The following is a 23,829-nucleotide window of genomic DNA, read 5'->3' as shown; positions in this document are numbered from 1 at the left end:
GGCAGCGTCGCCCGTCCGCTTCGGCCGGCTCCCGTGGCCGCCGATGGCACGCTGATCCCGCGCGAGCAAGGCATGGCGCCGGCCTATGCGACGTCCCTGCGCTCGGGCGACCTCGTGCGCGCGTCGCCGATGGCGGCCTACGAGCCCACCCCTCCGCGCACCCGTATGGCGGCCCTGCCGCAGGGCCTGCCGGAGGACGCCGCCGGGATCGGCCGTGCGCTCGACGGACGCTATCGGCGCCAGATCGTTCCCTATGCGGGCGGCCAGAAGCCCGGGACCGTGGTGATCGATACCACCTCGCGCTTCCTCTATCTGGTGCAGCCCGGCGGTCAGGCGATCCGGTACGGCATCGGCGTCGGGCGTCCCGGCTTCACCTGGGCCGGCATCAAGACCATCACGCAGAAGCGCGAGTGGCCCGACTGGACGCCGCCGCCCGAGATGCTGCGCCGGCGCCCCGACCTGCCCCGCCACATGGAGGGCGGGCCCGCCAACCCGCTGGGTGCGCGTGCGCTCTATCTCGGCTCCTCGCTCTACCGCATCCACGGCACCAACGAGCCGCACACGATCGGGCAATCCGTGTCGTCGGGCTGTATCCGCATGATGAACGAGGACGTGATCGACCTCTACGAGCGGGTTCCGGTCGGCGCCACCGTCATCGTCAGCTAGAGCATTTTCCGACGAAGTGGATGCCGGTTCGTCGCAGACAATGCGACAGACCCGAAAGAGCGAGAGCAGAAGCCGTTCCACCGTGAACGGATCCTGCTCTAAGATGCGAAACCCCCGCCGCGTCGCCGCAGCGGGGGTTCTGGACGTTCGGTCAGGGTTCCGGCGTCAGACCCAATCGTCCCCGCCGCCCGAATCCCCGTCCCCGTCATCGAACGAGGCGTCCTGGAAGTCGGCGCCGCCGCCGAGCGGAGCGCCGAAATCCTCGCCGCCCGCATTCTGCGCGCCAGCCGCGCCGCCGAGGTCGGCCGCGCCCAGGCTGCCGAGCTGCGAATGCCCGCCGCTGAAGGCATTCGCCAGCGCGCTGCCGAGCAGCATGCCGCCCGCGGCGCCCGCCGCCATCGGCAGGGCCGAAGCCAGAAAGCCGCTCCGCTGAGGCGCGGGCTGGCCGCCCCACGGGCCGCCCTGCTGGGGCGCGTAGCCCGGCTGCCCGTATCCGGGCTGTCCGTAGCCGCCCTGCTGCGGATAGCCGCCGGGCCCGTAGCCGGGCGGTTGCTGCCCGTAGCCGGGCTGACCGCCCCACGCGCTCTGCCGCGGCGGCTCCTGTCGCGATCCGCCGCCGAAGATGCTGGAGAAGAAGCCGCCGCCCGACCCCTGTCCGGCGCCCTGACCCTGCTGCAGCTCGGCGCGAGCCTGTTCGAGTTGCTGGTTGAGGCTCTTGATCGCCTCTTCCTGGACATAGATCAGCTGCGCCATCGCGTAGGGTGCGTAGGGCTGCGCCCGGAGCTTGTCGGCGATGAAGCGCTCCGCGTCGGCATCGCGGGGCTGCTGCGCGGCCTGCTCGAGACGCTGGAAAATGCCGTTGATGACGTCGCGTTCTTCGCTGTTCATGGAGTCGTACTCCTCTCGGCACCGGGCGGCGAACCTCCCGGCGACCTCCAGATGGGAGGGGCATTGCTGTTTGTCACGGGGGCCGATAGCCAAACCTCGACGTTTTGCCGCCCCGATTGCATTACGTTTTGGTCACGTTCGATCATCCCGCCGCGCGGGCAAAGCCATGCTCCACTCACCCTGACAGTTCGCGAGAATTGAAATGGTTCCGCGCGCCGGGCGCGGGCGTGGAGCGCCGAGGTGCCTATCTGGCCCCGGATTCGCCTGTTAAGGACGGCGCGCGCGGCACGCGTGACGGGCTTGCCGCCGGGAGGACGATGATGGATCGACAGACGGTCAGCGGGTTGAAGGTGGCGCGGGTGCTCCACGATTTCGTGGTCCGCGAGGCGCTGCCGGGCACGGGCGTATCGCCGGAGGTCTTTTGGGGCGGGCTCGCCGCCATCCTGCGCGATCTCACGCCGAAGAACCGCGCGCTGCTCGCCAAGCGCGACGCCCTGCAGGACCGCATCGACGCGTGGCACCGTGAGCGGGTCGGCCGGCCGATCGACGCCGCCGAATATGAGCGCTTCCTGCGCGAGATCGGCTACCTGCTGCCCGATCCCGGCCCCGTGAAGGCCCGGACCGAGAATGTGGACGACGAGATCGCCACAATTGCGGGTCCGCAGCTCGTGGTGCCGGTCTCGAACGCCCGCTACGCGCTCAACGCCGCCAATGCCCGCTGGGGATCGCTCTACGACGCCTTCTACGGCACGGACGCGATTTCCGAGGAGGGCGGCGCGACGCGCGGCCCGGGCTACAACCGCACCCGCGGCGCCCGCGTCGTCACCCGCGCCCGCGCCTTTCTCGACCGCACCGTTCCGCTCGCCGGCGGGCGCCACGCAGACGTGGTGACCTACGCGGTCGAGAATGGCGGCCTCGTCGGCAACATGAATACCGGCGAGACCATCCCCCTGGCGCGGCCCGAGGCCTTCGTGGGCTATCGCGGCCGGGCCAGCATGCCCTCGGCCCTGCTTCTGCGCCACAACGGCCTGCATATCGAGATCGTCCTCGACCGCACGCACCGGATCGGCCGCTTCGACGCCTCGGGCGTCGCCGACATCCTGATCGAATCGGCGATCTCGACCATCATGGACCTGGAGGATTCGGTCGCCGCGGTGGATGCCGACGACAAGGTCGAGGTCTATCGCAACTGGCTCGGCCTGATGAACGGCACCCTCTCGGCGCGGTTCGAGAAGGACGGGCGCGTGATGGAGCGCCGCCTCAATCCCGACCGCCACTACACCGCGCCGAACGGCGGCGAAGTGACGGTGCCCGGCCGCAGCCTGATGCTGGTGCGCAATGTCGGCCACCACATGGTCACGGACGCGGTCCTCGACGCCGAGGGCAACGAGGTGCCGGAGGGCATCCTCGACGCCGCCGTGACGGCGATGATCGCGATCCACGACCTGCGCAACGAGTCGGGCTTACGCAACAGCCGCAAGGGCTCCGTCTACATCGTCAAGCCGAAGATGCATGGCCCCGAGGAGGTCGCCTTCGCGGTCGAGCTCTTCGGCCGGGTCGAGGCGATGCTCGGGCTCGAGCGCAACACGCTCAAGATGGGCATCATGGACGAGGAGCGCCGCACCACGGTGAACCTCGCCGCCTGCATCAAGGCCGCCGACGAGCGGGTGGTGTTCATCAACACCGGCTTCCTCGACCGCACCGGCGACGAGATCCACACCGCGATGGAGGCGGGTCCGGTCATCCGCAAGAACGACATGAAGGCGACGCCCTGGATCAAGGGCTATGAGGAGAACAACGTCGATGTCGGCCTCGCCTGCGGCCTGCTCGGCCGGGCGCAGATCGGCAAGGGCATGTGGGCGGCACCCGACGCCATGGCCGACATGCTGATGCAGAAGGGCGCGCACCCGAAGGCCGGTGCCAGCACGGCCTGGGTTCCCTCGCCGACGGCCGCCACCCTGCACGCGCTGCACTATCACGAGACGGACGTGCACGCCCGCCAGGAGGAGCTGGCGCGCCGGCCCCGCTCGGCCCTGGCCGAGATCCTGCAGATCCCGCTCGCGCGCTCGAACTTCGCGCCCGACGACGTGCAGCAGGAGATCGACAACAACGCCCAGAGCATCCTCGGCTACGTGGTGCGCTGGATCGACCAGGGCGTCGGCTGTTCCAAGGTGCCGGATATCCACGATGTCGGCCTGATGGAGGATCGGGCGACCCTGCGCATCTCCTCGCAGCACATCGCCAACTGGCTCCACCACGGCGTCGTCAGCGAGGAGCAGGTCGTGGAGACGCTCAAGCGCATGGCGAAGGTGGTGGACCGGCAGAATGCCGGCGATCCGCTCTATCGGCCGATGGCTCCCGCCTTCGACGGCCCGGCCTTCCGGGCTGCCTGCGACCTCGTCTTCAAGGGCCGCGTCCAGCCGAACGGCTACACCGAATGGATTCTGCACGCCCGGCGCCGCGAGGCCAAGGCCGCCGGAGCGCCGACCGAAAAGGCCCGCGAGGGCGCGACGGCCTAGGGTAGGGCAGGGCCGGGGCTCAGGCTGCCGGCCCGCCGCCCTCGAGGCCGGCGCCGAGCCAGGGCTGCCCGTTCACCATGCCGATTCGCCAGCCGGACCCGTCCGGGCTGTCGTAATGGTCGAGGCGGGTGAGCGAGCAGTTCTCGATCGCGAAGGCGAGGCCCCCCTGCGGGGGCAGCGCGAGCGCGAGGGCGATCGCCGCCCGGATCGTGCCGCCATGCGCCACCGCGACGATGTCGCGGCCACGATGCTCGTCGGTGAGATCCGCGATGGCCGCATGGACCCGGCCGCACATCTCCGCGAAGCTCTCGCCGTTCGGCGGGCGCTCCTCGGCGGGGGCGAACCAGTAGCTCTCCGCCATCGGCTGACGCTCGGCGAAGAAGCGGGCACGGTCCTGCCCCTGCCAGTCGCCGAGATTCTGCTCGGCGAGCGCCGGCAGGGCCGTCAGGGCCGGGGCCGCCCCGTCGACCGAGAAGTCGCCGGCCTGCCACAGGGCCTCGGCGGTCTGGCGGGTGCGCCCGAGATGGCTCGACACCCAGATGGCGCCCCGCGGCAGCACTGGGGCCAGTCCCGCGAAGACATGCGCGTCCCCGCAGTCGCAGGGAATGTCGGAGCCGCCGTAGATGCGGCCGCCGTCGCCCCGCACGGGGGCGTGGCGCACCCACCACCAGCGGGTGCGGACGAAGGAATGGGAGGTGGATCGGCTCATGGCCCGACCTATAGCGGGAATTGCCGGGACGGCGAACTCTCCATACCGTTCTTTCGAAGATGCGGAGCGAGGCCATGGATGAAGGGCAGGGCGGGACGATCTTTGGAGCGGAGATTCCGTTCGCGCGGCTCTGCGGGGTCGAAGCCCTGCGCTTCGAGAACGGGCGCACGCATCTGCGCCTGGTTCTGGGGCCCGAGCACGCCAACAATCTGGGCATCGCCCATGGCGGCGTGCTCTGCACGCTTCTCGACATCGCCATGGGCACGGTGGCGCGGCTCACCGCCGGGCGGCCCGTGGTGACGCTCGACATGCAGACGCGCTTCCTGTCGCCGGGGCGTGGCGTGCTCCTGGCCGAGGGGCGGGTCGTGCGCGCTGGCCAATCGATCCTGTTCTGCGATGCGGAGGTTCGTGGCGAGGCCGGAACGCTGGTGGCGAGCGCGAGCGGCGTGTTCAAGCCGACCGGGCTGCGGGAGCCGGCGTCGCGCCGGCCGGGCGAGTCATGAGCATCGACGCGGTGGGCGGCCGGCGCGTCAGGTTCGACTTCCGTGCCTCATCGGACATCCGGTTGCTTGCTGCGCCATGCGGATGGCAGCTTCGCTCAGGTGGGACAGTTCTCCGCCCCTTCCCGGATTCTCCGCTCTTCCGGCTCCCTCTTGCATGTTTGACGGGCCGACCAGCGCACCAAGCTGTGAGGTGCGTCGCGGCCGGTGGCCACCGGCCGCGACGCGGGCGGCCGGGATCGATCTCCCTCTAGGATTGGCACCGTGGGAAAGCAGGATCCGGCCGCCCTCTGGCTCTTGTCCTGAACAGATGCTGGGGAGCAAGTCCCGTATGCAAGGCAAGGAAGTGTCCAAACAAGAGACCGCGGGCAAGTCTAGCGTGGGGATCGACGTCAGCAAGAGCTGGCTCGACGTCCACGTCCTCCCCTCCGGCCAAGCCCAGCGGTTCGCCAATACCGAGGTCGGCATCCGGCAGCTCAAGCGCTGGCTTGGGCGCTTTGCTCTGGGGCTGGTCGTGGTCGAGGCCACCGGCAAGTGGCACCGCCAGACCCGCCGCAGCCTGCATGCCTCGGGCCTGCCGGTCGCCGTCGTCGATCCGTTTCGGGTGCGCATGTTCGCCAAGGCGCAAGGCATCTGGGCCAAGACCGATCGGCTCGATGCCCGCGTGCTGGCGCAGTTTGCCGCGGTGATGGCCCCCCGCAGCGCCCGCCGGCCTCGGACGCGCTCGAAGCGCTCCAGGAACTGGTCGCGGCCCGCGACAGCGCCGTGGCCGAACAAACCGCCCTCAAGAACCAGCTGGCCGCGGCCGCAAGCCCGTTCCTGATCCGCCAGCTCCAGGACCGTCTGGCCAGGATCGCCGCGGACATCGAGGCCCTTGCCGGCGAGATCCGCCGGCTCATCGCGGCCGATCCCGGACTGGCCCGGCGGCATGCCATCCTGGTCTCGATCCCCTCGATCGGGGACACGATCGCGGCCACCCTGGTGGCCAGCCTGGCCGAGCTGGGCACCTGCAGCAGCCGGCAGATCGGCCTGCTGGCGGGCCTGGCGCCGGTCGCCGACGATTCCGGCGCGCGCCAGGGCGTGCGGGTCATCTGGGGCGGCCGCCCGCCCGTGCGCCGCGTCCTCTACCTCGCGGCGCTCTCGGCCGCCCGCCACAACGCCGGCCTGAAAGCCTTCCACGAACGCCTGATCGCCAACGGCAAGAAGCCAAAGTGCGCCATCATCGCCGTGGCCCGCAAGCTCGCCGTGCTGGCCAACAGCCTCATCGCTCAGGACCGCCTCTGGACGCCAAATCAGCCCCAACAGGCTTGACGCCAAACACAGATGCTTTCCCGGACGACTGCAGCGATAGCGGAAGGAGATCCGGGAACCAGCACAGTGAGTTGCCGCGCCGCCTTGGTGATCCGGTCGCCGGACCGAGCGTCCGGAGACGGATCAGGCCGCCGCGAGCACCCGACCGTCATGCCCCGTGATGGCAACAGCGCGCAAAGTCCCGGGCGCGACGCCATCCGGCAGCCGGACGGGCAGGAACCCTTCGGTGCGGCCGATGCCGCCGCGCTCGGCCAGCACCGCCCGCACCTGCCCGACCTCCCGGTCGAGGCGGCGGCCGAGCGCCGCTTCCCCGGCCGCGCGCAGGCGCGCGGCCCGGTCGCGGATGATCTCTGCGGGAAGCTGCGGCATCCGGGCGGCCGGGGTTTCGGGCCGGGGGGAGTAGGGGAAGACGTGGAGATGCGCGAGCCCGCATTCCTCCACGAGCGCGACCGAGCGGCCGAACTGCGCTTCGGTCTCGGTCGGAAAGCCGGCGATCAGGTCGGCGCCGAACACGATCTCCGGCCGCAGGCGCCGCACGGTCTCGCAGAAGGCGATGGCATCTGCGCGCGCGTGACGGCGCTTCATCCGCTTGAGGATGAGATCGTCGCCTGCCTGCAGCGAGAGGTGCAGATGCGGCATCAGTCGCCTCTCGCTCGCGAGGGCGTCGAGAAGATCCGCATCTGCCTCGACCGAATCGATGGAGGAGAGCCGCAGGCGGTCGAGGTCCGGCAGGGCGCGCAGGATCGCCTTCACCAGCCCGCCGAGGCTCGGGGCTTCCGGCAGGTCCCGCCCGTAGGCGGTGAGGTCGACGCCGGTGAGAACCACCTCCCGGGCGCCGTCCTCGACGAGCGCGCGCGCCTGTGCGATGGCCTCCTGCACCGGCAGAGAGCGCGAAGGGCCCCGCCCGAACGGAATTACGCAGAAGGTGCAGCGGTGATCGCAGCCGTTCTGCACCGGAAGGACGGCGCGGGTGCGACCGGGCATCCGGGGCGTCGGCGCCGCGGCAGCCTCCCGCACGGCCATGATGTCCTCGACGCGGACCCGCCCTCCGGCGCGATCCGCCCAGGCGGCCGGGCTGAGCTTGGCATGGTTGCCGATGATGGCGGCGACCTCGGGCATGGCCGCATAGGCCGCGGTCTCGACCTGTGCGCCGCAGCCCGTCACCACGATCCGCGCGCCGGGCGTGCGGCGCGCGGCGCCGCGAATCGCCTTGCGTGCCTGCCGCGTCGCCTCCGCGGTGACCGCGCAGGTGTTGACGACGACGAGATCCTCCCCGGGCCGTCCGGTCTCGGCCGCCCGGCGCAGGACCTCGCCCTCGGCCGTGTTGAGCCGGCAGCCGAAGCTCAGCACCTCGACGGGCATCAGGCGGCCCCGGCGAACAGGGACGGCGCGAGCGTGCCCTCCCATTCGAGTTCGGTCGGGCCGGTCATGCGGACGTGGTCGTCCTCGCCCCAGTCGATGACGAGATCGCCGCCCGGCAGCGTCACCACGGCACGGCGCCCGGTGAGGCGCAGGCGGGCGGCGGCCACCAGCGCCGCACAGGCCGCCGAGCCGCAGGCCCGGGTGAGTCCGGCGCCGCGCTCCCAGACCCGCAGGACGATGTGCTCGGGGCCCCGCACCTGCGCGACCGAGATGTTGGCGCGCTCCGGGAAGATCGGATGGGCTTCGAGCAGCGGGCCGATGCGGGCGAGATCGTAGCTCGCCGGGTCGCGGTCGACGAAGAACACCGCGTGCGGGTTGCCCATGCTGACGACCCCGGGCGAATGCAGGATCGGATCGTCGATCGGGCCGATCTGCAGCTCGATCCGCCGCGTGTCCGGAAAAGGCTCCGCAAGCGGGATCTCGTCCCAGCGCAGCCGCGGCGGCCCCATATCGACGGTGAAGTCGGTGGCCGAGACGCGCGTGACGGCGAGAAGCCCCGCCCGGCTCTGAAGGGTCAGGCGCTCGGCCGGGCGCCCCATCACGGGGTCCTCCAGCATCGCCCAGGCGACGCAGCGCGTGCCGTTGCCGCAGGCGCCGGATTCCGAGCCGTCCGTGTTGTAGATGCGCAACGCCGCGTCGGTCCCGGCCGTGACGGGATCGTGCAGCACCATCAACTGGTCGAAGCGCGAGCGCGGATCGGCCGCGATCGCCCGCGCCTCCTGCGGCTGCACGATGTGGGGCGTGCCGCGCAGGTCGAGCACCACGATCTCGTTGCCGAGGCCGTTCATCTTCAGGAACCGGCGATGCGCGAGAGGGGACATGGCAGGGGCTTCGGCAGATTTCGGTTCAGGTCGGCTGCTATATGGCGCCAAAAGGCCGTGCATGCGAGCACCGGCCTCGCGGGGGCGCCGAAACCGCATTACGGTCGGGCGCGTTCGCGAGCGCCGCGATTCGTGGGCCCGAACCTGATCCCGACCGGAGCGCCTCGCCCGTGACTGTTTCCCGTCTCCCGCTGACCGCGCTCGGCCTCGTCCTCGCCCTTGCGGCTGGGCCCGGCGCGCCGCGTGCCCAGCAGCCGCCCGCGCAGGCCAATCCGCTGCCGACGACCACCGATCCGGGACAGGGCTCCCGGCCCGGCGAGGCCCCGCAGCCGCCGCTGCCCGAGAAGGCGGTGCCGCCCGCTCCGCCGCCCGCCGGGGCGCGCCAGACCCTCGTCCAGGCACCGGGCGACCCCTCCGACGTCGACGAGGTCACGCTGCCGGCCAAGCCCGTGGCGATCGTCTCGGGCAATGCCAAGTGGGATGCGGCGGTGCCGACCCTGCGCGACAGCTTCGCCCGCATCGAGTCCGACCTCGCCAAGGCGGGCATCAAGGCGGTCGGGCGGCCGGTCGCGGTCTTCACCCGCACGGATGACGACGGCTTCCAGTACGAGGCGATGATCCCGATCGAGCAGGTGCCCGATCCGAAGCCGGCCGGCCTTCCGGCCGAGCTGCGCTTCGGCAGCACGCCGAGCGGCAAGGCTCTGCGCTTCGTGCACAAGGGCGCCTACGACGAGATCGACCAGACCTACGAGACCGTGACCGCCTATCTCGACGCCAAGGGCATCATCGTCCAGGACGCCTTCGTGGAGGAATATCTGACGGACCTGAAGAGCGCGTCCGATACCGGGCTGGAGGTCAACATCTACGCGCTGCCGAAATAGGGCATTGCCCGCTCTCCCTTTCCCGGATGACTGCAGCGGCAGCGGAAGGAGATCCGGGACCCATATGTGGACGGCCCGTTCTCGCAAGCGGACAATCCCGGTCCGGCTCTGCCGTTGCATCCATATGTTCGGCCTTCGGGTGCGGCTCTGCCGACCGCGGCCCAGGTGGTGGTGCGCGACACGCCGCCCAATCAGCACAGTGACCTCGAACGGCCCTTGGATCCCCCGGAGTGAGGCATGTCACGACAGCCGAGCTGACCAACCATCTCCCGCTTGCAAGCTCATGGGCGCCTCACCGGCCCCCGGTTCCCTCCTGATCGCGCCACCGGCCCGGTCAGGCCCGGGCCGGCTCCGCCCCTCCCATCGGCGGGCCGGCCCGGGCCGGGTCGTAGCTCGCCCCGCTCACCAACAGCCGCCAGGCGATCCGCGCCAGCTTGTTGGCCAGCGCCACCGCCACCAGCCGCCGCGCCTTGCGCGCCACCAGCCGCGTCAGCCAGCCCGCCAGCCCCGCGCTCTCCGGCTTGAGCTGGCGCAGCACCGCCATCGCGCCGGCCACCAGCACGCTGCGCAGTTGCTCGTCGCCCGCCCGCGTGATCCCGCCCAGCCGCGGCTTGCCCGCGGTCGCGTGATCCTTGGGCGTCAGCCCCAGCCAGGCCGCAAAGTCCCGCCCGCTGCGGAACGCCTGGGGGGCCGGCGTCTTCAGCACCAGCAGCGCCGCGCCCACCGGACCGATCCCCGGCACGGCGCTCAGCCGCCGGCAGCTGGCGTTGCCCCGCTGCCACACTTTGAGCTGGCGGTCGGCCTCCTGCACCCGGGCCTCGATCTCCTGGTACTCGGCCCACAGCGCCGCAAACAGCGGGCGGGCCAGAGCCGGCACGCGCGGGTCCTCGGCCAGGCGCGCGACCAGTTCCGCGAGACGGGCCAGCCCCTGAGGCGCCGCCAGCCCGAACTCGGCCGCATACCCGCGCAGGCTGTTGCTGACCTGGGTGCGCCGCTTGAGCCATTGCTCGCGCAGGCCCGTGAGCATCAGCGCCGCCTGCTGCTCGGCGGTCTTGACCGGCACGAAGCGCATCTGCGGCCGGCTGACCGCCTCGCACAGGCCCGCCGCATCGGCCGCGTCGGTCTTGGAGCCGGGCACGTAGGGCTTGACGTGCTGGGGCGCGATCAGGCGCACCGTGTGGCCCAGCCCGGCCAGGGTGCGGGCCCAGTGATGCGAGGCCCCGCAGGCTTCCAGCGCCACCAGGCAGGGCGGCTGCTGGGCGAAGAAGGCCAGCATCTTGCTGCGCGACAGCTTCAGCTTCAGCACCGGCCGCTCGGCCGCATCGACCCCGTGCAGCTGGAAAACAGACTTGGACGTATCCAGCCCAATGCGGATAATCTCGCTCATGGACGGCCTCCTCGGATGAGATCCTGACGACCTCATTCTGGCACACACTGATGCCGTGGGGGGCCGTCCACACCATCAGCATAAGAACTCACCGCGAAGCGGCTCAGCCTTTCAAGAACGCTGTTGGACAGCGGTCGCTGCGCGAAGTCTTGTGCGGATTCCCGGGTCGCATTCCGCTGTCGCTGCATGCGCCCGGGAAAGGGAAGCGGAGAGGCAGGGATGGGCAGCCGGCCCTCACTTCGCGGCCGCGCGCACCTTCTCCAGGAAGCCCGCATAGTTCTCGGGTGTGAGGATCCCGACAAGCTTGTCGCGGATGCGACCGTCCGGGCCGATCACGAAGGTTTCCGGCACGCCGTAGACGCCGAAATCGATGCCCGTCCGCCCGCTCTCGTCCATGCCGACCGCGCGGAAGGGGTTGCCGTGCCGCCCGAGGAAGCGGCGGCCGTTCTCCGGCGCGTCCTTGTAGTCGATGCCGACGAGGTTCACGCCGTCCTGAGAGAGGCGCATCAGCATCGGATGCTCGGCTTGGCAGGGCGTGCACCACGAGGCCCAGACGTTGAGGACCGTGACCTTGCCCTTGAGATCGTCGCTCGACAGGCCCGGCACCGGCTGCCCGTCGGCGGTCAGGCCCGTCAGCGCCGGCAGGCTGAAGGCCGGGACCGGCTTGCCGATCAGGGCGGACGGCACCGCGGAGGGATCGTAGCCAGTGGTCAGGAGCCGGCCGAGGAAGAGGCCCGCGAGCGCCGCGAAGACGAGAAGCGGGAGCAGGAACAGCAGCCCCCGCCGGGGCGAGGCGCCCTCGCTCTCCTCTGTCGCGCTCACGCGCCTCTCCCGCCCTGAAGCCGGTCGAGGGCGCGCCGCTGGGCGCGATGATCGAGGATCGCGTGCAGGATCATCGCTCCGACGACGAGAGCCGTGAAGCCGTAGGCTCCGATGATGAAAGTGGCGTGCGGTCCGAAATCCACGGGATGTCCGTTCGTGGCGTGAGGGGGTCAGGCCGCCTGGGGCGCCGGCAGGCCGTCGAGGCGCTCGGCCTCCAGGATCGCGAGCGTGCGCACCCGCCGGCGCAGGATCTCGGTGCGCATCGCGGCGAGATGCAGCGCGATGCCGAGCACCGAGAAGGCGGCGATCATCACCAGCAGCGGGTAGAGCATGGTGGGATGAATGGTCGGGCCGCCCATCCGCAGGATCGAGGCCGGCTGGTGCAGCGTCGACCACCAGTTCACCGAGAACTTGATGATCGGCAGGTTCACGGCGCCGACCAGGGTGAGGATGGCGACGGCGCGGGCCGCCCGGCCCGGATCCTCGATCGTCCGCCACAGGGCGAGGAGCCCGCAATAGATCAGGAGCAGCACCAGCATCGAGGTCAGGCGCGCGTCCCACACCCAGTAGGTGCCCCACATCGGCTTGCCCCAGAGCGAGCCGGTGACGAGGCAGATCAGCGTGAAGGCGGCGCCCACGGGCGCGGCGGCGCGCTGCGCCACGTCGGCCAGGGGGTGGCGCCAGACGAGCGTGCCCAGGGCCGACACCGCCATGGCACCGTAGAAGAACACCCCCAGCCACGCCGCCGGGACGTGGATGAACATGATCCGCACCGTCTCGCCCTGCTGATAATCCGCGGGCGCGACGAAGACGGAGAGATAGAGGCCGGCGGCCAGAAGCAGGGCCGCGAGCCCGGAGATCCAGGGCAGGGCGGCGCCCGACCAGCGCAGGAAGTGGCTCGGCTGGGCCAGCCGGGTGAAGAGGCCTTGTGCCATGGCGGCGGTCTACCCCGCGGCCGATGGGTCCGGCAATGCGGACGATGGGCGCAGCGCCGGAACGCAGGCGGCCGCGCTTCGTTAAGGTGCGGGTTCAAGGTCAAGGTTCGCCGACATGCTGAAATGGGCCCTCATCTTCTTCGTGATCTCGCTCGTCGCGGGCGCGCTCGGCTTCACCAACGTGGCGGCGGGCGCCCGCGGCATCGCCCGCCTGCTGTTCGGCCTCTTCCTCGCCATCGCGGTCGTGATCGTGATCTTCGCCTTCGCGGTCGGGCAGGCGGTGTTCTGAGCCTCCGGATCACTCGCTCCAGCGCAGGGCTGCCGCGGCGCCGAGCGTCCCCACGACGCCGGCGACGAGGCTGAGCGCGCCCAGGATCCCGAGCGGCGTCGCGAAGGGCACGGTGCCGCCGGTGGCGGAATCCGCCGCCGAGACCCCGAAGATCAGGGTCGGGATCATCAGGGGCAGCACCACCACGGCGAGGATCAGCCCGCCGCGGCGGATCGACGCCGTGAGCGCTGCGCCGACCGCTCCGATGAAGGTGAGCGCGGGCGTGCCGACGAGGAGCGTCAGGCTCGTCGCCGCCATCGCGCTCGGCGTGAGGGCGACGAGGAGCCCGAAGAGCGGGGCGGCGAGCGCGAGCGGCAGGCCCGTGGTCAGCCAATGGGCGAGGGCCTTGGCCAGGACCACGAGTTCGAGCGGCACGGGGGCCCCGGTGAGGAGGTCGAGGGAGCCGTCCTCCTCGTCGGCCTGGAACAGGCGGTCGAGCCCGATCAGGGTGGCGAGCACGGCGGCGAGCCAGAGGATCGCCGGGCCGATCCGCGACAGGAGGTTGAGGTCGGGCCCGAGGGCGAAAGGCACCAGCACCACGATCATCAGGAAGAAGACGAGCGAGAGCGCGCCCGAGCCGCCGATGCGGCCGGCCAGCCGCAGGTCGCGCAGGAGCACCGCCAGGAAGGGACGGATCATCGGGCGGTCTCGGCGAAGGGGTCGGTGTGCGCCGCTGCGGCGGGACGGAAAGCCTCGATCGACAGTTCCCGGGCCGTCGTGAGGCCGAGCGCCTGGTGGGTCGCGGCGACCACGAGCCCGCCCTCGGCCAGGTGATCGCGCATCAATCCGGCGAGGACGGCCTGCGAGGCGGCGTCGAGGGCGGCGGTCGGCTCGTCGAGGAGCCAGAGCGGGCGGCGGCAGACGAGGAGCCGCGCGAGCGCGACCCGTCGCCGCTGGCCGGCCGACAGATAAGCGACCGGCAGGCCCGCCGCATGGGCGAGGCCCATCCGGGCGAGCGCCTCCCGGGGCGCGAGCGTCGCGGCGCCGAGGAGATCGCGGGCGAAGGCGAGGTTCTCCTCCGCGGTGAGCGCGCTCTTCAGCCCGTCGCGGTGACCGACGCCGTGCAGGCATTCGGGAATGGTGCGCTCGCCGACATCCTCCGCCCGCAGCGATCCGGCCTCCGGCGACAGGCGGCCGGACAGGATGGCGAGCAGCGAGGATTTGCCGGCTCCGTTGCGGCCGGTGACGATCAGCGCCTCGCCCGGATCCAGGGTGAAGGAGAGGCCGGAGAAGATGCGCCGTCCCGAGCGGCGGCAGGCGAGCCCCTTGGCGATCAGGCGCATGGCAAGGACATCCCGGCGCGGGCCATGTGAGGCGCAGTGGACCCCTGAGGCGCGGGGAACCCCTCTCCCGTGCGGGAGAGGGGCAGGGGTGAGGGTCCCGGACCCTTCCGCAGTATGGCTGAAACGGCAGTGCTGGCAGCGGGACGGTTCAGGATACTTGCTGAACCACCTGGGCCCTCACGCGCGATCTTCGATCGCCTGCCCCTCTCCCGCACGGGAGAGGGGTTCCCGCGCTTCCCGCGGTTCCCGCGCCCAACTCCACCAGACCGTCTCACGTCCACCCCTCGTTTCCCCACGCCGCACCCGTAGCGGGCAGTTTCGAAGTGTTCTATACGCATCCCTGGCTGCGCCGCGCGACCTTAGAGGCGTCCAAACCGTCTCTCGCGCAATCCAGTCCGGGCACCCCCGGGGCGGCGCGCGCACCGTGGCATTCGCGGACCTGTCTCCAGGATGCCGCACGGGAAGCGGAGTTGTGCCCGCATACGGGGCCGGCGCCGCTCGCGCATCCGGCCGAACACTGTAGTCTGGCGCAAGCTCATGCCTGCGCCGTGTTCGACAACCCCTCGCGAGGACCACGCCGTGGCATCCATCGACAGCTTCAAGTCCCGTCAGACCCTGCAGGTCGGCTCGAAGAGCTACACCTATTACTCGATCGCCGAGGCCGAGAAGAACGGCCTTCCGGATGCCAGCCGGCTGCCCTTCTCGATGAAGGTGCTGCTGGAGAACCTCTTGCGCTTCGAGGACGACCGCTCGGTCAAGAAGGCCGATATCGAGGCCGTGACCGCCTGGCTCGGTAATCGCGGCGAGGTCGAAACCGAGATCGCGTTCCGGCCCTCGCGCGTGCTGATGCAGGACTTCACCGGCGTGCCGGCGGTGGTCGACCTCGCGGCGATGCGCGACGCCATGGTGGCGCTCGGCGGCGACCCGAAGAAGATCAACCCGCTCGTGCCGGTCGACCTCGTCATCGACCACTCGGTCATCGTCGACGAGTTCGGCACACCGAAGGCGCTGGCCGACAACGTCGCGCTCGAATACCAGCGCAATGGCGAGCGCTATACCTTCCTGAAATGGGGCCAGGCGGCGTTCGACAATTTTTCGGTGGTGCCGCCCGGCACCGGCATCTGCCATCAGGTCAACCTCGAATACCTCGCCCAGACGGTGTGGACCAAGGCGTTCGAGAACGGGCAGGAACTCGCCTATCCGGACAGTCTGGTCGGCACCGACTCGCACACCACGATGGTGAACGGCCTTGCGGTGCTCGGCTGGGGCGTCGGCGGCATCGAGGCCGAGGCGGCCATGCTCGGCCAGCCCCTGTCGATGCTGATCCCGGAGGTGGTCGGCTTCAAGCTCTCGGGCAAGCTGCCGGAGGGCACCACCGCCACCGACCTCGTGCTCACCGTCACGCAGATGCTGCGCAAGAAGGGCGTGGTCGGCAAGTTCGTGGAGTTCTACGGCCCGGGCCTCGACGACATGGCCGTCGCCGACCGCGCCACGATCTCCAACATGGCGCCCGAATACGGCGCCACCTGCGGCTTCTTCCCGGTCGATACCCGGACCCTCGACTACCTGCGCGTCACCGGCCGCTCCGACGAGCGCATCGCGCTGGTCGAGGCCTACGCCAAGGCGCAGGGGATGTGGCGGGACGCGGCGACCCCGGACCCGGTCTTCACCGACACGCTCGAACTCGACCTCGGCGACGTGAAGCCCTCCCTCGCCGGGCCGAAGCGCCCGCAGGACCGCGTCCTCCTCGATTCCGCCAAGCCGGGCTTTGCCGCCTCGATGGAGACCGAGTTCCGCAAGGCCGCCGACCTCGCCAAGCGCTATCCGGTCGAGGGCGCGAATTTCGACCTCGGTCACGGCGACGTGGTGATCGCGGCAATCACCTCCTGCACCAACACCTCGAACCCGAGCGTGATGATCGGCGCGGGGCTGCTCGCCCGCAACGCGATCGCCAAGGGCCTTCGCTCGAAGCCCTGGGTGAAGACCTCGCTCGCGCCCGGCTCGCAGGTGGTCGCGGAGTACCTGGAGAAGGCCGGCCTGCAGAAGAGCCTCGACGCGCTCGGCTTCAACCTCGTCGGCTTCGGCTGCACCACCTGCATCGGCAATTCCGGCCCGCTGCCGGCGCCGATCTCGAAGGCCATCAACGACAACGACATCGTTGCGGCGGCGGTGCTCTCAGGCAACCGCAACTTCGAGGGCCGGGTGAACCCGGACGTGCGGGCGAACTATCTCGCCTCGCCGCCCCTGGTGGTCGCCTACGCGCTCGCCGGCTCGCTGCAGGTCGACCTGACCAGGGACCCGATCGGCACCGGTTCGGACGGGCAGCCCGTCTACCTGAAGGACATCTGGCCCTCCTCGGCCGAGGTGAACGCCTTCATCGAGCAGACCATCACGTCGAGCCTGTTCAAGTCGCGCTACGCCGACGTCTTCGGCGGCGACGCCAACTGGAAGGCGGTCGAGGTCACGCCGGCCCAGACCTTCTCGTGGAACTCAGGCTCGACCTACGTGCAGAACCCGCCCTATTTCGTGGGCATGCAGAAGACCCCGGCGCCGGTCACCGACATCGTCGGCGCGCGCATCCTCGGCCTCTTCCTCGACTCGATCACCACCGACCACATCTCGCCCGCCGGCAACATCCGGGCGGCCTCGCCGGCCGGCAAGTACCTGCAGGAGCATCAGGTCCGCGTGCAGGACTTCAACCAGTACGGCACGCGGCGCGGCAATCACGAGGTCATGATGCGAGGCACCTTCGCCAATATCCGCATCAAGAACCAGATGGTCCGCGATGAATCCGGCAATGTGGTGGAGGGCGGCTGGACCCTCTACCAGCCGGGGGGCGAGAAGATGTTCATCTACGATGCGGCAATGCGCTACCAGGCCGAGGGCACGCCGCTCGTGGTCTTCGCCGGCAAGGAATACGGCACGGGCTCCTCGCGCGACTGGGCGGCCAAGGGCACGAAGTTGCTCGGTGTGCGCGCGGTCATTGCGGAGAGCTTCGAGCGCATCCACCGCTCGAATCTCGTCGGCATGGGCGTAGTGCCGCTGGTCTTCCAGGGCGACACGACCTGGGATTCGCTCGGCCTCAAGGGCGACGAGACCGTCACCATCCGGGGCCTCGCGGGCGACCTGAAGCCGCGCCAGACGCTCACCGCCGAGATCACGGCGGCGGACGGCACGACGAAGCAGGTGCCGCTCACCTGCCGGATCGATACCCTCGACGAGCTGGAGTATTTCCGCAACGGCGGCATCCTGCCCTACGTGCTGCGCCAGCTCGCCGCGTGACTGCGGCCGGGTGAAGCCCGGCACCGACACCTCGAACAGGGCCCTTTCGCCACGAGAAGGGGCCCTTTTTCATGCCGCGACGATTGTCGGAAACGGCTCATCGTGATCGGGAGAGAACCGCCATGACCTCGGACGACAAGATCAACGGCCTCACCGTGCTGTCGGCGAACCACGGCGAGATGATCGCCCGGCTCTCGGAGGCGCAGGCCGATGTCGCGGCCAAGCAGGTGGCGTTGCAGATGGCGATCGGGTTCCTGGCACGGATCCTGCGCTCGATCGATTCCGATCACTACCGGCATGAGCTCGCCGGCTATCTCGGCATGCTGGAGGATGCGCTGACGCGCGACGACCCGGATTCCGACCTTGCCCGGCGGGTTCTCGAAACCGTGCGGGCGACCCTGGAGACCGGGGAGGGAGACGAGGACTAAAAGCCCCCGGGAGTGGCCTCATGTCAGCCGCGGTTTCATCCATCAAGGTCGCCTCGGCCAGTGGTGAAATCATGCCGATCGGTCCAGGAGTGACCAAAGTGGAGTGACCATGCGTCACGCATGAGCGGATTCCATGTCGCGCCGGTGCCGTTCGGGACGCGTGCCCGTTCCTCCCCCGTTCATGTGCCGCGGCTACGCTTGCCGTGTCCTGCGAGGCTCCGCACGCATGCGCTCGATCCTGACCGCGCCATCCATCGGACGATGGCTGCCCGTCCTGGCTCTGGCCGCCGGACTGTCCGCGGCGCCAGCCGGCGCCGCGACGCTGGAGGCGACCTACCGCGTCACGCTCGCCGGATTGTCCGTCGGGAAAGCCGCCCTGCGGATGGAGATCACCGACAGGCGGCGTTACGAGCTGCATCTCGATGCCGCCCTGAACGGGTTGGCGCGCATGCTCTGGGGCGGCCAAGGATCGGCCCAGTCCCGGGGCGTGCTCGACGGGGCGGCCGTCCGCCCGCGGGCCTTTCAGCTCGATGCCCTCTACGGCGGCACGCCGATCAGCGAGCGGATCATGCTCGATGACGGCCGGATCACCTCCGTCAGCATGTCCCCCGACGCGCGGGTGCGACCGGACCGGGTGCCGCCGCGTCCGGGCGACGACCGCAACGTGGTCGATCCGCTCTCGGCCCTGATCGGCCCGCAGCTCAGCCCTCCGGGCGCGCCGACCCCGCGCGACTGCGAGCGCACCCTGCCGGTGCATGACGGTACGGCGCGCTTCGACATTCCCCTCGGCGAGGGGGAGGCGCAGACCTTTGGCGGCACGGGCTATGCGGGACCCGTGGTGCTGTGCCGGGCGCGCTACGTTCCCCTCTCGGGCCATCGGCCGAAGCGTTGGGTCGTGCAGTACATGCGCGAGAACCGCGACCTGCGGGTCTGGCTCGCTCCGGTCGGGCATTCCCGCGTCCTCGCTCCCGTACGGATCGAGGTCGGCACCACCTTCGGCACCGCCATGGCCGAGGTGACCCGCTGGCGGATCGAGGAAGCCGCCTCCCGCTGACGCAGGTGCTGCGGGCCCCGCCCAAGATCTCGGACCGAAGAAGCGCGCGTCCCTGGCCCGACCCGTGTCCTGCGCCCGCCCGAGCGCCTGCGCCGCCTGAAGAGGCCTAAAATCTCCGAAATATGCGCGCGGCATCTGCATGGCGGCCGTCGTTCGGCCGTGCAGGGCCGTCTTCGTCAACCACGCTCCGATTGTCCCGCTTCTGTTCTTGATCGATCCGGATCCAGGAGGCCGCCTCCAACGTCAACACGGCGGCGGCGGCTCCGCTGGCCCGGCGCAGCCTCATCCGGTGCGGTTCTTCGAACGAAAACTCGGAACCAATCTCATCCTCTTGTCGTTGCGGGCACGTTTCAAATCGATCCGGAGCAGGGCTGCTGCCTCGCTGACAGGAGGATACGCAGATGAACAAGCTCGTTCGTGGAACCTTGACTGCCAGTATTCTGGTTCTTGGCGCCGCAACGGCCTTCGCGCAAGGTGGCCCGGGCGGCGGTGCCGGCGCAGGCGGCGGCGGCGCTGGCGGCGCGGGTGTCGGCGGGGGAGCCGGCGGCGGCGCCGGTGGTGGCGGGGGCGCCGGCGCCCCCGGAACGGGGGGCGGTGGCGGAGCCGGCGGTGCGCGCGGGGCGCAGGGCGGCCCGGGCGGTGCGGGCGGCGCCACCACGGGGAGCGAACGCGGCACGGCGCAGCAGCCGGGCGGCACTGCCGGCCGGGCGGGCGAGGCGCCGGGGCGCGCAGGCGGCACGGCGGACCAGGGCACCCAGCGCGGAGGGGCCGAGCGCACGGGTGAGCGCGGCGAGCGCGGCGCCGAACGCGGCGAGCACAGAGGCGAACGCACGGAACGCGGCGAGCGCACAGGTGCGATCAGCGAGGCGCGCGGCGCCTCCTCGCGCCTCGACACGCACCAGCGCACCGAGTTCCGCCAGACCATCGTGAAGTCCGGCGTCCGGCCGATGCACGGGGTCAATTTCTCGCTGTCGGTGGGCACGGCGGTGCCGCGCTCGGTGACCCTGCATGCGTTGCCGCCCACGATCGTCTCGCTGGTGCCGGCCTATCGCGGCCTGCGCTACGTGCTGGTCGACGACGAGATCGTCATCATCGATCCGGACACCTACGAGATCGTCGACGTGATCCGCGGCTGATCGGTCGGTCGAGAGACCCTCTTCCGCCCGGGAGAGGGTCTTTTCGTGACGACCCCGTTCGGCCGGGGACGTCGCTTAAGCGACGTCGAGGCCCAGATCGATGATCGGCGCGCTGTGCGTGATCCAGCCCGTGGAGATCAGGTCCACCCCCGAGGCCGCGACGGCACCGACCGAGTCGCGCGTGATCCGTCCCGATGCCTCGCTGATCGCCCGCCCGTCGATCATCGCGACCGCACGGCGCAACTCGTCGGGCGTCATGTTGTCGAGGAGCACCGCATCGGCGCCCAAAGCCAGGGCCTCTTCGAGCTGGGCCAGGGTATCGACCTCCACCTCGATCCTGACCAGATGCCCCACGCCCGCGCGGGCACGGCGGATGGCCGGGCCGACGCCGCCCGCCACCGCCAGATGGTTGTCCTTGATCAGCACCGCATCGTCGAGGCCGAAGCGGTGGTTCGATCCGCCGCCGGCCCGCACCGCATGCTTCTCCAGGGTCCGCAGACCCGGCGTCGTCTTGCGCGTGCAGACGATGCGCGCGCGCCCGTGCGGGCGGGCGGCCTCGACGAGGGACGCGGTGGCGGTGGCGATGCCCGAGAGCCGGCAGAGCAGGTTGAGCGCCACCCGCTCGGCGGAGAGGATGGCCCGGGCCGGCCCGTCGAGGGTGATCACCGCCTCGCCGGGCGCGACCGCGCTGCCGTCCGGCCGCGCGACCGACACCGACACCGCAGGGTCGAGGAGCGCGAAGGCGAGCGCGGCCGCGTCCGTGCCCGCGACCACGCCAGTCTGGCGGGCGACGATGGCGCCGGAGAACCGGGCCTCGGCCGGGACGATGCTGTCGGTGGTGAGATCGCCCGCCCGGCCGAGATCTTCGCAGAGCGCCGCCCGCACGATCGGCTCGACGAGCAGGCGGGGCAGGGGGCTGAGGGGGAGAGCGTCGGTCATGGGACCTCCAGAGGGGCAAGCGAGGCGGAGAGGCGGCGCGCCTGCGCCAGGGTGATCTCGGCGTGGCGGGGCTCCTGCTGCCCCGGATGATCTTCCCGCCAATGGGCGCCGCGGCTCTCGCGGCGGGACAGGGCGGAGGCCGCGACGAGGAGGCCGATTGCGGCTTCGGGCGAGCCGGCCTCCGCAAGGGCGCCGAGGCGGGCGACCGCCCGGGCCAGCCCGGCCTCATTGCGCACCAGCCCGACCTCGGCCTCCATGATCCGGCGGATCTCCGGCAGGGCGGCGGGCCGGGGCACCGGCGCGTCCTCGGCGGCGGCGCGGCCGGCACTGGAGGACAGGCCCCGGATGTCCGCCGCGATGAAGGCCGCGAAGGCCATCGCTTCGAGCAGCGAATTGCTGGCGAGCCGGTTCGCCCCGTGCAGCCCGGTCGAGGCCACCTCGCCGCAGGCCCACAGGCCGGGCAGGGAGGTCCGTCCGCTTCCATCCACCCGGATGCCGCCCATGTGGTAATGGGCGGCGGGGCTCACCGGGATCGGCGTCGCGGCCGGATCGATTCCGGCCTTGCGGCAGAGGGCCGCCACGGTCGGGAAGCGGCGCGCGACGTCGAGGCGGCGCGCGTCGAGGAAGACGGCCTCGCCGCGGCTCGTCCGGGAGAAAATCGCCCGGGCGACGACATCCCGCGGCGCGAGCTCGGCCCCGGCAATGCCGGCCATCACCCGCTCTCCCGCCGCGTTCACCAGGATGGCGCCCTCACCGCGCAGGGCCTCGGTCGCCAGCGGCAGGGGGCCGGCATCCCCGGTCGCGATCGCGGTCGGATGGAACTGCACGAACTCGACGTCCCGCAGCACCGCGCCGGCCCGCGCCGCGAGCGCAAGGCCGGAGCCGAGCGCGCCCGCCGGATTGGTGGTGGCGCGATAGAGCCCGCCGAGGCCGCCCGTCGCCAGCACGACCGCGCGCCCCGGGAGATCGACGCTCGCCCCGTTCACGCAGGCGCGCAGGCCCGCGACGCGGCCGTTCGCATCCTGCGCCAGCGCCGTCGCCTGCCCGACCACGACGGAGATCGAGGGGCTCGCGGCGGACGCGCGGGCGAGGGTCTGCAGCACCGCCCGGCCGGTGGCGTCGCCCCCCGCCTTCACGATGCGGCGGCGGCCATGCGCGGCTTCGAGGCCGAGCGCGAGCGCCCCGTCCGGCCCGCGGTCGAAGGCAAGGCCAAGGGCGGAGAGCCAGGCGACGAGACCGGGACCGGCCTCGGCGACCCGCTGCGCGACATCCGGATCGGTCAGGCCCGCGCCGGCCGCCCGCGTGTCGGCGGCGTGGAGGGCGGGGTCGTCGTCCGGGCCGATCGCCGCCGCGATGCCGCCCTGCGCCCAGGCGGTCGCCGTTCCTTCGCCAAGCGGGGCGCCCGTCAGCAGCGTGACCGGGAGCGGCGCCAGCCGCAGGGCCGTGGCGAGGCCGGCCACGCCGGCCCCGACCACGAGGGTGCGGTCCGCGCTCACGGCCGCACCGCCAGCATCCGTTCGACCGCCCGGCGCGCGGGGGCGATCAGGTCGGAGGGCACCGTGACCTCGTGGGTCATGGTTTCGAGCGCCCGCCGGATCTTGGACAGCGAGATGCGCTTCATATGCGGGCAGAGATTGCAGGGCTTGACGAATGCCACCTCCGGATTGCGGACCGCGAGATTGTCGGCCATTGAGCATTCGGTGATCATCACCACCTGCGCCGGGCGGCGGGTCTCGACGAAATCCTGCATCGCCGCCGTCGATCCGGCGAAATCCGCTTCGGCCACCACCTCGGGCGGGCATTCGGGGTGGGCCAGCACCGTCACGCCCGGATAGGCTTCGCGCACCTCGCGGATGTCTGCGGGCGAGAAGCGCTCGTGCACCTCGCAATGGCCGGCCCAGGACAGAATCTCGACCTGCGGCAGCTCGGCCTGCACGTTGCGGGCGAGGTACTCGTCCGGGATCATCAGCACGCGCGGTACGCCGAGGGACTCGACCACTGCCTTCGCGTTGCCGGAGGTGCAGCAGAGATCGGACTCGGCCTTCACCGCCGCCGAGGTGTTGACGTAGGTGACGATCGGCACGCCCGGATGGCTGCGGCGGAGCGCCCGCACATCCGCCGCCGTGATCGAATCCGCAAGGGAGCAGCCGGCCGCCTGATCGGGAATCAGCACGGTTTTCTCCGGGTTCAGCAGCTTCGCGGTCTCGGCCATGAAGTGCACGCCCGCGAGCACGATCACGTCCGCGTCGGTGCGCGCGGCCTCGCGGGCGAGCGCGAGGCTGTCGCCGACGATGTCCGCCACCGTGTGGAAGATCTCGGGCGCCTGATAATTGTGGGCGAGCACCACGGCATTGCGCTGCCGCTTCAGCATCTGGATCGCCGCCACGTCCTCGGCGAGGGCCGGCCATTCGATCGCCGGAACATGGCCCTTCACCCGGGCATAGAGATCCGGCAGGGGCAGCGCCTCCTGCACCGCTTGGGTCACCGCAGCCATTCTCGTCTCCACCCTTTATGCTCA

General features: G+C 71.0%; 22 protein-coding genes and 1 pseudogene (1 of these 23 running past the window's edge). 10 read left to right on the top strand and 13 right to left on the bottom strand.

Annotated features, from left to right (window positions below; all coding sequences use genetic code 11):
* A protein-coding gene (locus tag MNOD_RS00900; RefSeq protein WP_015926948.1) for a L,D-transpeptidase crosses the window boundary here: on the top strand, window positions 1–666 show its 3' portion. It extends 126 nt beyond the left edge of the window; only the last 666 of its 792 coding nucleotides appear in the window; its start codon lies off the left edge, out of view; its stop codon occupies window positions 664–666.
* A gap of 165 nt (window positions 667–831) precedes the next feature.
* Here the strand turns inward: MNOD_RS00900 and MNOD_RS00895 are convergent, their stop codons facing one another.
* Window positions 832–1,554, bottom strand: a complete 723-nt coding sequence (locus MNOD_RS00895) for a DUF2076 domain-containing protein (RefSeq protein ID WP_015926947.1) — start codon at window positions 1,552–1,554, stop codon at window positions 832–834.
* Between the two features lie 320 nt (window positions 1,555–1,874).
* On the opposite strand from MNOD_RS00895, the gene MNOD_RS00890 reads away from it, so the two are divergent.
* On the top strand, window positions 1,875–4,073 hold the full coding sequence (locus MNOD_RS00890; protein WP_015926946.1) for a malate synthase G: 2,199 nt from the start codon (window positions 1,875–1,877) through the stop codon (window positions 4,071–4,073).
* Between the two features lie 19 nt (window positions 4,074–4,092).
* On the opposite strand, the gene MNOD_RS00885 is transcribed toward MNOD_RS00890, so the two are convergent.
* The gene (locus MNOD_RS00885) at window positions 4,093–4,782 is read right to left on the bottom strand and encodes a histidine phosphatase family protein (protein ID WP_015926945.1); all 690 of its coding nucleotides are present in this window, start codon (window positions 4,780–4,782) and stop codon (window positions 4,093–4,095) included.
* A 74-nt stretch (window positions 4,783–4,856) separates the two neighbouring features.
* On the opposite strand from MNOD_RS00885, the gene MNOD_RS00880 reads away from it, so the two are divergent.
* Together MNOD_RS00880 and MNOD_RS00875 are read left to right on the top strand one after the other, a co-directional pair.
* Window positions 4,857–5,285, top strand: coding sequence for a PaaI family thioesterase (locus tag MNOD_RS00880; RefSeq protein WP_015926944.1), 429 nt, complete (start codon window positions 4,857–4,859; stop codon window positions 5,283–5,285).
* Between the two features lie 328 nt (window positions 5,286–5,613).
* Window positions 5,614–6,593, top strand: a pseudogene (locus MNOD_RS00875) (IS110-like element ISMno29 family transposase).
* 123 nt (window positions 6,594–6,716) lie between these two features.
* Here MNOD_RS00875 and mtaB read toward each other — a convergent pair.
* Window positions 6,717–7,955 (bottom strand): tRNA (N(6)-L-threonylcarbamoyladenosine(37)-C(2))-methylthiotransferase MtaB, encoded by a 1,239-nt coding sequence (gene mtaB, locus MNOD_RS00870; RefSeq protein ID WP_015926943.1) that lies wholly within the window; start codon window positions 7,953–7,955, stop codon window positions 6,717–6,719.
* The gene (gene dapF, locus MNOD_RS00865; protein WP_015926942.1) at window positions 7,955–8,836 is read right to left on the bottom strand and encodes a diaminopimelate epimerase; all 882 of its coding nucleotides are present in this window, start codon (window positions 8,834–8,836) and stop codon (window positions 7,955–7,957) included. The genes mtaB and dapF overlap by 1 nt, the downstream gene beginning before the upstream one ends.
* Window positions 8,837–9,006: 170 nt before the next feature.
* Here dapF and MNOD_RS00860 point away from each other — a divergent pair, with 170 nt between their 5' ends.
* Entirely contained in the window at window positions 9,007–9,717 is a 711-nt protein-coding gene (locus tag MNOD_RS00860; protein ID WP_015926941.1) for a GyrI-like domain-containing protein, read from the top strand.
* A 334-nt stretch (window positions 9,718–10,051) separates the two neighbouring features.
* Here the strand turns inward: MNOD_RS00860 and MNOD_RS00855 are convergent, their stop codons facing one another.
* The 4 genes from MNOD_RS00855 to MNOD_RS00840 form a co-directional block, all read right to left on the bottom strand.
* The gene (locus tag MNOD_RS00855; protein ID WP_015926940.1) at window positions 10,052–11,104 is read right to left on the bottom strand and encodes an IS110-like element ISMno16 family transposase; all 1,053 of its coding nucleotides are present in this window, start codon (window positions 11,102–11,104) and stop codon (window positions 10,052–10,054) included.
* A gap of 234 nt (window positions 11,105–11,338) precedes the next feature.
* Window positions 11,339–11,926 (bottom strand): DsbE family thiol:disulfide interchange protein, encoded by a 588-nt coding sequence (locus MNOD_RS00850; protein ID WP_015926939.1) that lies wholly within the window; start codon window positions 11,924–11,926, stop codon window positions 11,339–11,341.
* Window positions 11,923–12,069, bottom strand: a complete 147-nt coding sequence (gene ccmD, locus MNOD_RS00845) for a heme exporter protein CcmD (protein WP_015926938.1) — start codon at window positions 12,067–12,069, stop codon at window positions 11,923–11,925. Before ccmD ends, MNOD_RS00850 begins: the two co-directional genes overlap by 4 nt.
* A 27-nt stretch (window positions 12,070–12,096) precedes the next feature.
* Window positions 12,097–12,861, bottom strand: coding sequence for a heme ABC transporter permease (locus MNOD_RS00840; RefSeq protein ID WP_015926937.1), 765 nt, complete (start codon window positions 12,859–12,861; stop codon window positions 12,097–12,099).
* A 115-nt stretch (window positions 12,862–12,976) separates the two neighbouring features.
* Between MNOD_RS00840 and MNOD_RS42540 the strand changes: the two genes are divergently transcribed.
* Window positions 12,977–13,150 carry a DUF1328 domain-containing protein gene (locus MNOD_RS42540; RefSeq protein ID WP_015926936.1) on the top strand — a complete coding sequence of 58 codons (174 nt, stop codon included), beginning with the start codon at window positions 12,977–12,979 and terminating at the stop codon, window positions 13,148–13,150.
* A 9-nt stretch (window positions 13,151–13,159) separates the two neighbouring features.
* Here MNOD_RS42540 and ccmB read toward each other — a convergent pair whose 3' ends face one another.
* Both ccmB and ccmA read right to left on the bottom strand, forming a co-directional pair.
* Window positions 13,160–13,828: a heme exporter protein CcmB gene (gene ccmB, locus MNOD_RS00830; protein WP_015926935.1), complete on the bottom strand. Its 669-nt coding sequence runs from the start codon at window positions 13,826–13,828 to the stop codon at window positions 13,160–13,162.
* Window positions 13,825–14,472, bottom strand: coding sequence for a heme ABC exporter ATP-binding protein CcmA (gene ccmA, locus MNOD_RS00825; protein WP_015926934.1), 648 nt, complete (start codon window positions 14,470–14,472; stop codon window positions 13,825–13,827). Before ccmA ends, ccmB begins: the two co-directional genes overlap by 4 nt.
* 579 nt (window positions 14,473–15,051) lie before the next feature.
* Here ccmA and acnA point away from each other — a divergent pair.
* The 4 genes from acnA to MNOD_RS00805 all read left to right on the top strand — a co-directional run bounded on the left by acnA (window position 15,052) and on the right by MNOD_RS00805 (window position 20,372).
* Entirely contained in the window at window positions 15,052–17,754 is a 2,703-nt protein-coding gene (acnA, locus tag MNOD_RS00820) for an aconitate hydratase AcnA (protein ID WP_015926933.1), read from the top strand.
* Window positions 17,755–17,876: 122 nt separating this feature from the next.
* Window positions 17,877–18,182: a hypothetical protein gene (locus tag MNOD_RS00815; RefSeq protein ID WP_015926932.1), complete on the top strand. Its 306-nt coding sequence runs from the start codon at window positions 17,877–17,879 to the stop codon at window positions 18,180–18,182.
* A gap of 226 nt (window positions 18,183–18,408) precedes the next feature.
* Window positions 18,409–19,236 (top strand): DUF3108 domain-containing protein, encoded by an 828-nt coding sequence (locus tag MNOD_RS00810; RefSeq protein WP_015926931.1) that lies wholly within the window; start codon window positions 18,409–18,411, stop codon window positions 19,234–19,236.
* Window positions 19,237–19,637: 401 nt separating this feature from the next.
* Window positions 19,638–20,372 carry a DUF1236 domain-containing protein gene (locus MNOD_RS00805; RefSeq protein ID WP_015926930.1) on the top strand — a complete coding sequence of 245 codons (735 nt, stop codon included), beginning with the start codon at window positions 19,638–19,640 and terminating at the stop codon, window positions 20,370–20,372.
* Window positions 20,373–20,447: 75 nt separating this feature from the next.
* Here MNOD_RS00805 and nadC read toward each other — a convergent pair whose 3' ends face one another.
* The 3 genes from nadC to nadA are packed head-to-tail and all read right to left on the bottom strand — an operon-like array spanning window position 20,448 to window position 23,805.
* Complete coding sequence (gene nadC, locus MNOD_RS00800) at window positions 20,448–21,311, bottom strand: carboxylating nicotinate-nucleotide diphosphorylase (protein ID WP_015926929.1); 864 nt, start codon at window positions 21,309–21,311, stop codon at window positions 20,448–20,450.
* Entirely contained in the window at window positions 21,308–22,807 is a 1,500-nt protein-coding gene (locus MNOD_RS00795; protein ID WP_015926928.1) for an L-aspartate oxidase, read from the bottom strand. The genes nadC and MNOD_RS00795 overlap by 4 nt, the downstream gene beginning before the upstream one ends.
* Window positions 22,804–23,805: a quinolinate synthase NadA gene (nadA, locus tag MNOD_RS00790; RefSeq protein WP_015926927.1), complete on the bottom strand. Its 1,002-nt coding sequence runs from the start codon at window positions 23,803–23,805 to the stop codon at window positions 22,804–22,806. Before nadA ends, MNOD_RS00795 begins: the two co-directional genes overlap by 4 nt.
* Between the last annotated feature and the right edge of the window lie 24 nt (window positions 23,806–23,829).

The sequence above is a fragment of the Methylobacterium nodulans ORS 2060 genome, assembly GCF_000022085.1.
Classification (GTDB): domain Bacteria; phylum Pseudomonadota; class Alphaproteobacteria; order Rhizobiales; family Beijerinckiaceae; genus Methylobacterium; species Methylobacterium nodulans.
Note: the sequence above shows the minus strand (reverse complement) of the source record. Positions and strands in the feature narration are given on the sequence as shown.